Consider the following 13,957-nt stretch of genomic DNA (forward strand, 5'->3'; position numbering starts at 1 on the left):
ATTTTAGGGGTTCCTAAATTCAAAAAACGTTATGGTTGCAAGGAGAGATTTTATAAAGAATAGCGCCCTGGTAGCAGGCGTTGTTGGGCTTGGACTGCCCAAAACCGTATTTGGCTGGGCCGGGTATACATCCCAGCGCCCTCCACTGGCAAAACGGAAATTCACCAGTGAAGCGGTGGAAAAGACAATTGTGAAGGTGAAATCTCAGATTGCAGATACCAAACTGGGGTGGCTGTTTGAAAACTGTTTCCCTAACACCCTCGACACAACCGTTAGCTTTAAAAAAGAAAACGGTAAACCGGATACTTTCGTTATTACTGGTGATATTAACGCCATGTGGCTGCGCGATTCCTCCGCGCAGGTATGGCCCTATCTGCCACTGGTAAAGGAGGATGCGAAATTAAAGGAAATGGTGGTAGGGGTGATCAACCGTCAAACCAAATGTATCCTGATCGACCCGTACGCCAACGCCTTTAACGAAGGCCCTACCGGCAGTGAATGGGATAAGGACCTGACGGAAATGAAACCCGAACTGCATGAGCGCAAATGGGAAATTGATTCCCTGTGCTACCCGGTTCGCCTGTCTTATAACTATTGGAAAATCAGCGGCGATAACACGCCATTCGACGACAAATACAAACAGGCTGCCCACCTGATCGTGAAAACATTTAAGGAGCAGCAGCGTAAAGAAGGACACGGGCCTTACAAGTTCCAGCGTATTTCTGCAGTACAGTCAGATACGGTAGCGAATGGCGGCTGGGGTAACCCGATATCGCCGGTAGGACTGATCGTTTCCATTTTCCGTCCTTCTGACGATGCCACGGTGTTTCCTTTCCTGATTCCTTCCAACATGTTTGCCGTAGTATCACTGCGCCAGCTGGCGGAAATCAGCGAAATCATCTACAAGGATGCAGCCTTCGCACATGAGTGCACAGTACTGGCCGATGAAGTGGACCGCGCTATTAAGGCATACGCCATTGTAGAACATCCGAAGCTGGGAATGATGTACGGTTTTGAAGTAGATGGCTTCGGCAATCGTTTATTCCTGGACGATACCAATGTACCCAGCCTGTTATCTATTCCATACCTGGGCTATACCAGTGTTGATGATCCGTTGTACCAGGCTTCCCGCCACTTTGTATGGAGTAATTTCCAGCCCTGGTTTTACAGGGGTAAGTATGGCGATGGCGTAGGCAGTCCGCACACCGGTAATGACTATATCTGGCCAATGAGCGTGATCATAAAGGCATTGACCAGTCATGATAAGGAAGAAATAGCTTCCTGCATAAAAATGTTGCGTAATACGGATGGTGATACTGGCTTTATTCATGAGTCTTACCATAAAGATGATCCGACCAAGTTTACCCGTCCATGGTTTGCGTGGGTAAATACACTGTTCGGTGAGCTGATCCTGAAAGTAAGCCAGGAGTATCCTGATCTGCTGAAGAGACAATACGCATAAATAATCCGGCATACTTTAATCAGGGATTTTGTGATTTATGTTCAATAAATTGTGAACACAAATCACGAAATCCCTGATTTTTTATTGGAGAAGCGTGCCGGAATTTTTAAAACAAAAAACCTGAAGATATTAATGGTAGCAGCAAATATTTACCAGCAAAAGATAGATCAGTTCCAGGAAGCCATGAAAAAAGAGAAACGGTTAACGGCCACTTTATCCTGGGCGCGGTTAATCAGCTTCCTGCTAATTGCCACCAGCGTGGTACAGCTTTTCAGAAACGGCTGGATGGTTGCATGGTTGCTGCTGGCTATTGCCGGAATAGTAGCTTTTGTGGTATTGCTGGTGCTTTATTCGAAGGCGATGCAAAAACTGCAGTTGTTCGAAACCTTGCTGGAGCTCAATAAGAAAGAATTACAGCTGGTGACCACCTGGCAGTCTTCTTTTGAAGACGGGAGTGAATTTGTGGATGACAAGCATGATTTTACCAGTGACCTGGATGTATTTGGTCCATCTTCCATATTTCAGCATACCAACAGAACGGGCACTTTATCCGGCAAAAGAAAGCTGGCGGAGGCTTTACGTAGTCCGCTGAAAGAAGCGGCTACCATCCGGGATACGCAGGAGGCTTTACAGGTACTGACCCCGGAACTGGAGTTCCGGCAGCTGCTCACCGCTAATGCCCTGTTGGCCAAAGAAGAGGAGGGCGACCGTCGGGAAATCTCCGCCTGGCTGGAAATGCCGTTTCATTTTATCAACAGTAAACTGATCAACATTGCTATATGGGCTTCGCCAGCCCTGGTGGTGGCCGCGATTGCCTATGGTATCAGTAGCGGGCATTGGTACCTGCTCACTATTATGATAGTGGTTAACTGGGTATTGCTGGGCGTTAACCAGAAAGAAATCATGTCGCAGTATATACTCATTTCCCATAAGGAACGCATACTGGATAAGTTTTCTATTTTGCTGCACCTGATTAAGGGCGGATCATTTAAACAATCAAAGTTGTTGCTGGAGCAGCAGGATATTGCAAAAGAGGCTGATGTGGCGCTACATGGGCTGGCCAAGGTAAGCGGGGCATTTGATCAGCGTTTGAATTTGCTCGTGGGGCTGGTGCTCAATTCACTGATGGTGTATGATTTCCATTGTATACTCCGGCTGGAGCGCTGGAAGCTGCAGCACAAAACTCATATCAATAAATGGTTTGACGTTATTACGCAGCTGGAAGTATGGAATAGCCTGGCCACCTACGTCTATAATCATCCCACTTTTACCTGGCCGGAACCGCAGCAGGAGGGACGTATACTCGAAGCTGCAGCGCTGGGGCATCCATTGATACCGGAACATGAGTGTGTAAAGAATGATGGTACTGCCGGGCAGAAAGACAGCTTCCTGATTATCACCGGTTCTAATATGTCCGGTAAAAGCACCTTTCTGCGCAGTGTGGGGGCTAACCTGCTCCTGGCGATGTGCGGGGCGCCGGTATGCGCTGACCGCCTGCTTTTCAGCCCTATGCATATCATGACTTCTATGCGGATCAAAGATTCTATCGCCAGCCATACCTCTTATTTCCAGGCAGAGCTGCTGCGTTTACAACATATTATCCGCCAGTTGAAAACCGGGGAGCGGGTATTTATTTTGTTAGATGAAATTCTGAAAGGCACCAATTCGGAAGACAAGCTGTCGGGCTCCCGTAGCCTGATAGAGCATTTCCTGCAGTATAACTGTTTGGGTATGATTGCCACACATGATCTTGAACTGGGGCAGCTGGAGCAGGCCTATCCCGGGCAGATCCGTAACTACTGTTTCGAAAGTACTATCCAGGACAATCATCTTTACTTTGATTATCGCATCCGTGAAGGCGTAGCCCGTAATAAGAATGCCACCTTCCTGATGAAGCAGATGGAAATTATTTAAAAAGCAAGTTTAAGTCGTGTTAAAACTATCTCGGGGTCAAATAGTTAATGCAATTTGCGTTAACTTTAATTGTCATGTTCCAGGATTGAATTATTTCGAACAAAATTTAACCATCATGCTTACAGTACTTCCATTTTTTACGATGGTCTTATTTAGAACCCTTTCACCACAACCTGTTGATGTTCCGATAGAAAAAAATGTTAACACGCACGTGGTCGGCGTAAATAGCAATTACGCTAAAATATTGAATGTGAAACAATTTGGCGCTAAAGGCGATGGTCGGTCGGACGACAGTAAAGCGATCAATAAAGTACTTGACATGGCCGTTGCGGGCCAAACTGTCTATTTCCCATCGGGGAATTACCTGATTGGTGACGCGCTGATAGTGAGAAACAAACAAAACGTTACTGTTTCCGGAGATGGCAATGCAAGCCGCTTATTTGTTGACAATCAGCAGGCAAAAACTGGTAAAACAACTTTTTATACTACGTTGTCTATAGACGAATGCAGTAATGTTATTCTTCAGAAGTTATGTATTGAAAGTAAAGGCGAAAACTGGGGGGATGCTGATGCGGCGGGCAAATTTGCAGAGCCGGACAAGCGGGTGGACTGGATGATTAATAAAGGTGGACACGCTGTTTTGATTACCAGAAGCAAAAACATTTCCATCAATAATGTTACGGCCAGATTTTGTGGTTCCACGGGGGTGTATTACGCGAGTTCCTCTGATTTAGTAACGTTTAATAATTGTTTTGCAAATGCGGCATCATTGGGGTATGCCGGGTTTGCCATAGATAATTTTGCCAATGGCGCCGCCGAGTTTATGCCAGGCAGACGATATATTTTTAATAATTGCAAGGTAAATGCGGAATCTCAGAAGTATGGTAAATATGCCGCCAAGGGTGGTGTGGTGATGGAAGGTGATATGGGTCGGGCATTGAATTGTACTATAACAGGGGGAGAATACCGGGACTGCTATACCGGGGGGAATGCACAAAGTTTGGGTGCGGCCATTTCTGCTGAAAATACGAATCTCGTTGCTACAAATGTGAAGGGGGCTGATAACTATGTGGGTTTACGTCTTGTGCAACGGGGAGAAATAAATAATCCGGTTAATATTACTGTTTCACAAAGCACTTTCGTGAATAATAAGTACTGCGGAATTTATCTTTCCTCTGCTTCCAAGGGAGGAGGAACGATATTAATAGATCAATGTACATTCAGCCAGCTGCCCGTGAGCGTGTGGAATTCTTCTCCCAGTGGCGTTTATAATAAAACTTCGGGTATCATAAATGCAAGCTACATGGTATCTGTAAAACTCAAGGTAACCAACTCCAGTTTTACCGGTGGCAACAGGTATGTTTATGCTGCTGATAAAACTGATATCAATGTAAATAATTCAAGATTTAGTGGTACAAGCGATTCCACTATGAGCTTTTACGGTGGTGGCGATATTGACATTCAAAAAAATACAATTGATGGCTACGCTCCCATTTTTGTGAGGCAATATGACCATACCCGTAAACACTCGGCGCCTGTGTCGTTAAACGTGATGCGAAACAAGGGTAGTATGCCGGCAGACCTGGTTAATACAACTGAAATACCCGCATCGTTTATGAAGGCAAAAAAAATTGACGGAAACATTTTTTCCGCGGTATCTGGAAGAGCCAGTCAGCCGGCAGCCAGTGTTCTAAGCAGCAGTGCTCTTTTTAAGCAGAAAGCATTTTCTGTTAATATATCACAACAGGGGTTACAGGCACAGAATACTTTTTTGGTCGGCAGTGTAGTTGGCCAGCGGCCTGCGGGTACTATCAAGTCTGTCCGCAACAGTAACGGGGAAGTTTTCCAGGTATTGCAACTGGTATGTCCTTTTAACGGCGATGCCCAGAAAGTGAAGATTGTTTTACCGGGCGACATCAGGAAATCGTTAACCCCGGGAAGCACAATAGATTTAGGAAATTGATTTTGTTAAATATTTTAGTATTTTTACTAAAATATTTAGTATATGACTTTGCCGTTCCAGGAAGGGGGATCAGCACCTCAATATTATAAAGGCCGTGGTGCGCAAATAAATCCTAAAAACAAGTACCTGACGGATGAGTATGCGCAGGAGCATGCCGAAGGTATTGACGAGTGGTGGCAGGCCGATGTGCCTACGCAGGTATTTGAAGAGCATGCGAGGAACCTGGTGAATAAAGTGGACAGCCCGGATGTGGGAATGTGGTTTTCTATGAACCCCTACCAGGGCTGCGAGCATGGCTGTATTTATTGTTATGCCCGGAACACCCATCAGTACTGGGGCCTGAGTGCCGGCCTCGATTTCGAGCGGAAGATCATCGTGAAGCATAATGCGCCCGAGTTGCTGCGTAAGTTTCTGGATAACAAGAACTGGGTGCCCAAACCGATTTCGTTGTCCGGAAATACGGACTGTTACCAGCCGGTGGAGCGTAAGATGTGGCTTACGCGGCAGTTGCTGGAAGTTGCGCTGGAGTACAAACAACCTGTGGGCATCATCACCAAAAACTCATTGGTATTGCGGGATCGCTACCTGTTACAGCAGCTGGCACAGGATAACCTGGTATGCGTATACCTGTCTATCACCACGTTGCAGGAAGACCTGCGCCAGAAAATGGAACCCCGAACCGCTACTGCAGCCCAGCGTTTAAAGGTGGTAAAGGAGCTGAGTGATCTTGGGATACCCGTGGGCGTTATGACGGCCCCCCTCATTCCTGGTTTAAACGATCATGAAATTCCCCGTTTGCTGGAGGCGGCAGCGGCCAATGGCGCCAAGTATGCGGGATACACTGTGGTGCGGCTCAACGACGCGGTAAAAATTATTTTTAACGACTGGCTTTATAAGAACTTCCCCGACCGGGCCGATAAAGTATGGCATCATATAGAAAGTATGCACGGGGGAAAGGTGAATGACAGCGAATTTGGACGGCGGATGAGGGGAGATGGGAATATGGCCGACCTCATAAAGCAACAATTTAAAATTCACACAAAAAAGAACGGTATCAACCAGGAACGCTTCGAATTCAATATAGACGCGTTCCGCAGGCCAAATGCCCAGTTGAGTTTATTCTGAAATCAGGTCGAAAATAGTTGCACTTTAAACTAAATGTTAAGTCTAGGAAAAAAGTAGGGTGTTTTTTTGTGTAATAAAAAAAATAAAAATTACCTTTGCTGTAAGAATAAAAAATAACTGTGCAACTTATATCAACATACGAGATTTCAGCGATGGCCTGCAAACAAAAGCAGGTCAAGGCCAGATTGCGGGCATGTTGCACCGATTGTTAACGATAGAAAAAGTTATCAAACGATATAAACAAAAGTCCCGCACTAAAGAAAAGTGTGGGACTTTTTGCTTTTGAAGCAGTAATGAAATGACGACATTGAAAGAATTTCAAAAGATAACTGTAATGCAAAAAACATACACCTCATGGTGTAAACGGGATGGCTTTGCCTTTAAAAAGCCATACGGACCCGGTATGCGTTAGTGTAAGAAACCTCTTTACATGATATGCCCGGTCCGTAAATACGGCCGGGTTTTTTTGTGGCGAAATCCGGCATAAAAATGGCAAACAAAATATTTTTTAAAAGACGTTATGCGCTAACCCATTTCATTAGCAAACAGTAAAGTGCATAATCCCAAAAACGTTAGATGATGAGAAACGTTATTCAAGTTGTAAGAGAGGCCTTACTCACCAATTTCAGGGAGTTGGATCAATGGTTTGAAAAAGACCAGGCATTACTGCACTTCAAACCAGACCGTGATCAGTGGAACATCAGGGAAATATTGGAGCATATTACGCTCACCAATTACTTCCTGTTGCTGATCATCAATAAAAGTACCCGTCGTGCGCTGGAACGTAAAAAGACTGGCCATACAGTCATCCTGCCGGCAGATTACCAGGATAAATTAAACCAGATAGATGTTATCGGCAGCAAATCCTTCGGTTGGGTAAGACCCGAACATATGGAGCCTACCGGTTTTAAAAATATTCAGGAGGTGAAAACACTCCTGAAACAGCAATATGCCCAGTGCATGTATAACCTGTCTCTCCTGAAAAACGGCGAAGGTGTGCTTGTATTCACTAATATGTCTGTAAACCAGCTTGGTAAACTCGATATATACCAATACATCTATTTCCTCACCAAACACATCGAACGGCATATCCGTCAGATGCAGCGACTCGAGAAAGAGTTCGAAGAGAGTGCGGTATTAATATAACTATGGTCGACCACCAACATCTGTTTTTGTTAATCCTGATTGGTTATTAAGTACTGGGGCCGGGGCATACATGTTCCGGCCTTTTCGATACCGGCATACAGCAGGGAAATAGTTTGGAGTGCTATGTATAGGTGATCATTATCGTATATACGTTAATGATAGTTCGGCATCACGATCGGAACAAGAAAATTTCGTAGTGAAGAAGGCAACCCTGACAGGCAGCATCACCGTGTATTTGAACCGTTTTTGGCAGAAGAGAAAATTGAAACGGTAAAGAGCAATGTAAAAATATTTTTGAAAATATATTGTTAAAAATTTGCAATATCAAAATATATCCTGTTATCTTTGCATCGTTAAAATTGATAATAAAAGAAACTTATAAACATGAAACGCTTTAATCTACATATGGGCAGCTCAATCCCTTGCACAGCGCAAGAGGATCGCGGGTTCCGGGCGTTTTATGGTTACAGGTAGACTAAAAATATTTGTAAGTATAACAGCAGCCCGGGTCCTTGGATCCGGGCTTCTTTGTTATTGTTTTATAGTGATAATGAATTTACCAGCAATAACAGAATGGGATAAAACCCGCAGCAGTAAATGGTTTAAGGATGGCATTCCGTCAATGGGTGCTAAACGGACAAGGTATGTCTTAACGTAGTATATGCGTTAACGTTAGTAACCCGGTCCGTGAAAACAGGCCGGGTTTTTTTGTGCTGCAGAACAAAAGATTATTTGAGGAGGTACACATAAACAGGCAGGCGGAGTAATCCTGCTCCGCTTTCACTCCTTTTTAAGATATTTTTTTTCGTCTCTGTTTGCAATTTAACCCCCAACAATCAGGTTATCATAAGGATAACTTGTAATTTCCCCCATGATAAGTATGATTTACCCAGGGCCGGAGCGCCCTGGTAAATCTTTATCAGCAGGGAGGCATTCACATTAAAGCGATAGCGTAACATGAAGTATACAGTTAATAATAACATCGATATTACTGATGGAGAGCATTTTGATCCGAAGGGAGTTTATACCGTTAATTTTAATGCGATTCCTGATATCAATAATATTTATGAGGTAGATGGCGACAAAGCTGCCGCCGCTTTTGCAAAAGCATATGAAAGTATCATCACACATACACATCGTTATACAGATTATGATAACAAAAAGAAAAAGTATAAACATAATCAAACGTTGATGGTGCTGAGTAATAATTGTGTAGTAGCATTCTGGCAATCATGGTGTGAAATACTGCACAACGGACAGGTTCCCGCCTTTGTAACGGAGGTAACGGAGATGGTTACACGATATAAGGAAAAACAGCGCAGGGAACCGCATGAAATAAACCTGATCACCAGCGGACGCAAAGGACTGGAACTGAAAAGCCTGGAGATAAAACGTACCCGCCTGGATATAGGTATGTTTTATGAAGAAGAATTTAAAGAGATAGATAAGGTAATACAGCAAAGGCTGAAGAAGGATAAAGATAAAGGTATCGTGTTGCTGCATGGCTTACCTGGCACAGGTAAAACAACCTACTTACGTTACCTTATAGGGAGGATAAAAAAACGGGTATTATTTGTGTCGCCGGATCTGGCCAACAATATTATGAACCCGGAGTTCATGGAACTGCTGATCGATAATCCGAATTGCGTAGTGATCATAGAAGATGCAGAAAATGTAATTATGGATCGCAAATTTTCCGGGAACTCATCCGTATCAAATCTCCTGAACCTCTCGGATGGTTTGCTGGCAGACTGTTTAAATATACAGCTGGTATGTTCTTTTAACAGTGACCTATCTGCTATCGACAGCGCGTTGCTGCGTAAAGGCAGACTGATAGCCAAATATGAATTTAAGCGCCTGCAGGTAGATAAAGCGCAGCGATTGTCAAAACATATGGGCTTTGATACTATTATCAACAAGCCAATGACGATCGCGGAAATAGCTAACCAGCATGAGCCTTCTTTCGAAAGAAAACAACATGTGATAGGGTTCAGAAGGGAAGCGCTGGAAGAGGCAGGATAAATAATATTTATTGACCTTACAAATCAATCATCATGAAAAAAAATCAATTGTCCATATACAACAGCTTGAGCAATCGCTTCCACCACAATGTGGAGGTTATTAAGTGGGAAGTTAACCATTGGTTATGGACAATCAAATACAAACGGAAATTGAAAATTATATTATCGCATCACGGATAAGAACAAACAGACGAAGATTACGTGATGCGCGTACACAATTTGAAAAGCAGCTCTTACTACTTTACAGGGAAGACAGAAAATTGAGAGAGGCGTGGAGAAGCCGCGGATATGTTCCCCTGGAACCGCCGGTAATGATAGGTTACAAGCGTTTCTTTATTTTGAGGGACGATGTGGCCAGAGGCCGGCAGGCAGATTTTTACCAGCAGCTGCTGACTAAAATAAACACCTGTGATTATAGCCATCGTAAGGATTTTAAAGTAAAGAAAAGGTCGCATGGCAGGAAGAAACTGGTACTAAGAGAACAGCATTTATTACAGCCCAGCCTGGACCAGTTTATGAAATTGAAGTTGACTGATAAGGAAGCTGCCTGTTTTGAAGAGCGTTTATTCTTTCGTAAACAAAGCCTCGTGCCTGAAAAGCGGATGGTTATTAAGGAACCCTGGAGATTTGTATTGCGTGTAAGACCTAATATGATTACCCAAAGGAGGATGGTGGCACCGGAACTGGAATCGCAGATGCAGCAGCTGAACAACTATGTGAAGCGCCACTATCTGGATCACAAGATCTGGAAATTAAGAAATGGCGGCGTTTACAGGTGGAGCGGCTGGAGTACGAAAGAAAAAAAGAAATATCAGTTTAAATATTATACCCTGCAGCAATTATTGCAGGATGAATGGTACGATAAAATTTAACCCAGTATGACAAATTTCAAAGTTGGGGGTAAAACCTTGCTGGAAATAGGTTACCCTAAAAGCCCGGTCTTTCGGACGGCTATTAAAGTGATGGATGAACACTTCAGTCATTTAACCCGTGATGAAGTAATTGCCGTATTAAAGAATGTATTGGCCGATCCGGCCGCTTATACCGATGACCCGTTATTGGGTCAGATAGCAGCGCAGTTGATGATGCCGGTGGCGCCAGCTGAAATTGCTTTGCGTGAAATACCGGTGCCTTATGCGGTTTTTGGAAAAGAACACATCGCTGACGGCGCCATCCAACAGTTGCAAAATGCAGTTCGTTTACCTGTAGCCGTAGCGGGATCGTTAATGCCGGATGGTCACCAGGGATATGGACTGCCAATCGGAGGCGTGCTGGCGGCAGATAATGCTGTGATTCCATACGGTGTGGGAGTGGACATCGGATGTCGTATGTGTTTGAGTATACTGGACCTGCCGGTACAATCGCTGTTGGCAAATGACGATGTATATAAGCAACAGTTGATGAACTTCACCAAATTCGGGGCAGGTGTGGAATGGAAGAAGAGAGAAGCGGATCCGGTATTGGAAAGAAAGGAATTTAAGGAAATAAAGTTTATAAAGAACCTGTTCGATAAAGCAGCCGGACAACTGGGAACCTCCGGTTCCGGTAACCATTTTGTGGAATGGGGAATTGCTACTATTTCGGACGCACAAAATGAATGGGGATTAGTGCCTGGCGATTATGTGGCTTTGCTGTCGCATTCCGGTTCAAGAGGCCTTGGAGCGCAGATAGCAGGCCATTATACCCAGGTGGCGAAAGACCTGTGTCCGTTGCCGGAAAAGGTAAGACACCTGGCTTACCTCGACTTGAATTCGGAGGCTGGTCAGGAATATTGGCTGGCTATGAACCTGGCAGGGGACTATGCATCGGCCTGTCACCATCTAATCCATAAGCGATTGATACAGGCCATGGGGGCCACTTTACTTGCAAGGGTAGAAAATCACCACAACTTTGCATGGAAGGAAATGTATGAAGGTAAAGAGGTCATTGTACATCGTAAAGGAGCAACACCTGCAGGTAAAGGAGTATTGGGTGTTATTCCCGGGTCTATGACCGCGCCCGGATTTATTGTGAGAGGAAAAGGAGAGGTGACTAGTTTGCAATCAGCGTCGCATGGCGCAGGGCGACTGATGTCGCGTACTATGGCGCAGAAGTCAATTACAGATCAGCAGTTGAAGCAGGTGTTACAGGACAACGGCGTAACATTGATTGGCGGCGGGTTGGATGAAGCGCCGGGTGCTTACAAGGATATCAATACTGTGATGGCCGCTCAAACAGGGCTGGTGGAGGTGATCGGAAGTTTTGTTCCGAAAGTGGTGAGAATGGCGGATGGTGGGCCGCCGGAAGATTAACAAAGAAATGATGCAATGAAGCGAGGGCGAAAGATGACGAAAGTCGTTTTCGCCCTTCGTTTTTATTAGTCTATCAAAATAGTAGGATATTTGATTTTTATTGCTTAGTATTGTGATAATTTACCACCACCAGATATTTATTTATATTACCAATACATGGGCTGGCACCGTGTATAAACCTGTGTCTTACGGTTAAGGATTTCCGGATTTAAAATTTAACAAAGTGCATTTAAACTACCTGGCATTGGCAGTTCCTTTTTTCCTGACTTTCATTGGGTTAGAATACCTGGTGTCCCGAAAAAAGGGTAAGACGTATTTTAAGTTCAATGATTCTATTACTAACCTGAGCGTTGGTATTGCAGAACGTTTACTTGATACGTTTACAGTGGGGCTTTTTTATTTCGTGTATGACTATCTGTATCGTCATTATGCCATCTTTGATATTAAGGCGAGTGTATTGTTGTGGGTAGCACTGTTAATCTGTACCGACTTTGTCTGGTATTGGTATCACCGGTTGGCGCATGAAGTAACGGTATTCTGGTGCGCGCATGTAGTGCATCACCAGAGTGAGGAGTTTAATTATACAGTATCGGCCCGTATCACGGTGTTCCAGGCGTTTGTGCGTACCGGTTTCTGGGCAATACTGCCTGTTATAGGTTTCCCGCCGGCAATGATTACCAGTATGCTATTGGTGCATGGGTTGTATCCATTTTTTATCCATACCCGTACTATTGGCAAATTGGGGATCCTGGAATATATCCTGGTAACGCCTTCACATCACCGGGTGCATCATGCCAGCAATCCGCAATATCTTGATAAAAATTATGGTGATGTATTTATCATCTGGGATAAGTTGTTTGGCACGTTTGTAAAGGAAGAAGAGGAACCGGTGTATGGCTTAACAAAACCGTTGGAAAGCAACAGTTTCCTTTGGCAGCATTTTCACTTTATCCTGGAGATGTTGTATTCTGCCCGGCAGGCACGCGGTTGGAAAAATAAATTGCGTGTTGTTTTCGGGAAGCCGGATCATGTGGATCCCGGGGCAAGACAAGTATTGGAAGAGAAATTTTTGTTACGTAATCCGCATATAACGGAAACGCCTAGGCTATTTAACTATGTTTTGTGGCAGATTGTAGCCACGCTTGTTTTGTTATTCTCCTTCCTGTTGCTGGAGCATTATGTGCCGGTATTTATACAGGCTTGTGTAACGCTGTTGATCCTGCTTACGCTGATCAATTGCGGAGCTATTATGGAACAAAAGAAATGGGTATTTTACCTGGAGTATGCCCGTTACCTCGTGTTGTGCCTGGCGGGTTATTACGTTTGGCCACATCCGGGTTTTCTTTGTGCCGCGGCGCTGATTATGGTTACGGCTTTTTACTTCCAGTCGCACCTGAAGGAGCATTATCTGCGGCTGGTGTATGGCTATTACCGGTCATAGCCTGGTTTATCCGGTCTGAGGGTTATTTTGGGCCGGATGATGAGTTGAATGATGAAATGTTATCGTTTATTGTCTTGGGACCTGGGATTTCAGAATTTTCCTGGCAAAATGAATCCGGCTTTTTATCGTTCCCAAAGGTTCTTGTAATATATTTGCAATTTCAAAATATTTATACCCCTCATAATAAAGCATAAATGGCTTTTTGAAGATATTGGGCAGGTGGTATACTGCCACATGGATATCTTTCATTTGTAAGTTAGAGGCCGCTTTGTTACTTACTGTGTTTTGTTGGTAATTAATAAAGAAATCGCTGGCACTGGGTTCTGCCACCATGCGATGCTTTAATTTTTTCCGGTAGTGATTTATAAAAATGTTTCGCATAATGGTGAAGAGCCAGGCGCGGATGTTGGTGCCTTCCAGGTATTTCTCCTGGTTGGAAAGGGCTCTGAAAAGGGTTTCCTGGTAAAGATCTTTTGCCTGTTCGGCGTCTTTAGTGAGGGTAAAAGCGAAGGGTTTCAGGAAGTCAGCGTTCCCAATAAGCAAGGTGTTAAATTCAACAGACGACATAATGTTTAAGTTTTGCCTTAACTAATT

Annotated in this window: 10 protein-coding genes; 9 read left to right on the forward strand and 1 reads right to left on the reverse strand. The window is 44.2% G+C overall.

The genetic code is table 11. The features are described from left to right. The first annotated feature begins 31 nt into the window (after positions 1-31). From KE626_RS14510 to KE626_RS14550, 9 genes are all read left to right on the forward strand, one after another. The gene (locus KE626_RS14510; protein ID WP_211973633.1) at positions 32-1,462 is read left to right on the forward strand and encodes a glycoside hydrolase family 125 protein; all 1,431 of its coding nucleotides are present in this window, start codon (positions 32-34) and stop codon (positions 1,460-1,462) included. A gap of 51 nt (positions 1,463-1,513) precedes the next feature. Continuing rightward, on the forward strand, positions 1,514-3,376 hold the full coding sequence (locus KE626_RS35060) for a MutS-related protein (RefSeq protein ID WP_211973634.1): 1,863 nt from the start codon (positions 1,514-1,516) through the stop codon (positions 3,374-3,376). Between the two features lie 115 nt (positions 3,377-3,491). Further along, on the forward strand, positions 3,492-5,339 hold the full coding sequence (locus KE626_RS14520) for a glycosyl hydrolase family 28-related protein (protein ID WP_211973635.1): 1,848 nt from the start codon (positions 3,492-3,494) through the stop codon (positions 5,337-5,339). Positions 5,340-5,381: 42 nt separating this feature from the next. Then, entirely contained in the window at positions 5,382-6,464 is a 1,083-nt protein-coding gene (locus KE626_RS14525) for a PA0069 family radical SAM protein (protein ID WP_211973636.1), read from the forward strand. 579 nt (positions 6,465-7,043) lie between these two features. Beyond that, positions 7,044-7,610, forward strand: coding sequence for a DinB family protein (locus KE626_RS14530; protein WP_211973637.1), 567 nt, complete (start codon positions 7,044-7,046; stop codon positions 7,608-7,610). 957 nt (positions 7,611-8,567) lie between these two features. Beyond that, positions 8,568-9,632: an AAA family ATPase gene (locus KE626_RS14535; protein WP_211973638.1), complete on the forward strand. Its 1,065-nt coding sequence runs from the start codon at positions 8,568-8,570 to the stop codon at positions 9,630-9,632. Positions 9,633-9,756: 124 nt separating this feature from the next. Further along, complete coding sequence (locus KE626_RS14540) at positions 9,757-10,503, forward strand: hypothetical protein (RefSeq protein WP_211973639.1); 747 nt, start codon at positions 9,757-9,759, stop codon at positions 10,501-10,503. Between the two features lie 6 nt (positions 10,504-10,509). After that, entirely contained in the window at positions 10,510-11,922 is a 1,413-nt protein-coding gene (locus KE626_RS14545; RefSeq protein WP_211973640.1) for an RtcB family protein, read from the forward strand. Between the two features lie 223 nt (positions 11,923-12,145). Beyond that, the gene (locus KE626_RS14550; RefSeq protein ID WP_346344419.1) at positions 12,146-13,363 is read left to right on the forward strand and encodes a sterol desaturase family protein; all 1,218 of its coding nucleotides are present in this window, start codon (positions 12,146-12,148) and stop codon (positions 13,361-13,363) included. Positions 13,364-13,429: 66 nt separating this feature from the next. On the opposite strand, the gene KE626_RS14555 is transcribed toward KE626_RS14550, so the two are convergent. Beyond that, the gene (locus KE626_RS14555) at positions 13,430-13,930 is read right to left on the reverse strand and encodes an RNA polymerase sigma factor (RefSeq protein ID WP_211973641.1); all 501 of its coding nucleotides are present in this window, start codon (positions 13,928-13,930) and stop codon (positions 13,430-13,432) included. Between the last annotated feature and the right edge of the window lie 27 nt (positions 13,931-13,957).

The sequence above is a fragment of the Chitinophaga hostae genome, assembly GCF_018224885.1.
GTDB lineage: Bacteria > Bacteroidota > Bacteroidia > Chitinophagales > Chitinophagaceae > Chitinophaga > Chitinophaga hostae.

What these genes read in the sequence shown, in the direction of transcription:
- KE626_RS14535 (WP_211973638.1), top strand. Translation starts at nt 8,568, where the DNA reads ATGAAGTATACAGTTAATAATAACATCGATATTACTGATGGAGAGCAT.
- KE626_RS14520 (WP_211973635.1), top strand. Translation starts at nt 3,492, where the DNA reads ATGCTTACAGTACTTCCATTTTTTACGATGGTCTTATTTAGAACCCTT.
- KE626_RS14510 (WP_211973633.1), top strand. Translation starts at nt 32, where the DNA reads ATGGTTGCAAGGAGAGATTTTATAAAGAATAGCGCCCTGGTAGCAGGC.
- KE626_RS14540 (WP_211973639.1), top strand. Translation starts at nt 9,757, where the DNA reads ATGGACAATCAAATACAAACGGAAATTGAAAATTATATTATCGCATCA.
- KE626_RS14545 (WP_211973640.1), top strand. Translation starts at nt 10,510, where the DNA reads ATGACAAATTTCAAAGTTGGGGGTAAAACCTTGCTGGAAATAGGTTAC.
- KE626_RS14530 (WP_211973637.1), top strand. Translation starts at nt 7,044, where the DNA reads ATGAGAAACGTTATTCAAGTTGTAAGAGAGGCCTTACTCACCAATTTC.
- KE626_RS14555 (WP_211973641.1), bottom strand. Translation starts at nt 13,930, where the DNA reads ATGTCGTCTGTTGAATTTAACACCTTGCTTATTGGGAACGCTGACTTC.
- KE626_RS14525 (WP_211973636.1), top strand. Translation starts at nt 5,382, where the DNA reads ATGACTTTGCCGTTCCAGGAAGGGGGATCAGCACCTCAATATTATAAA.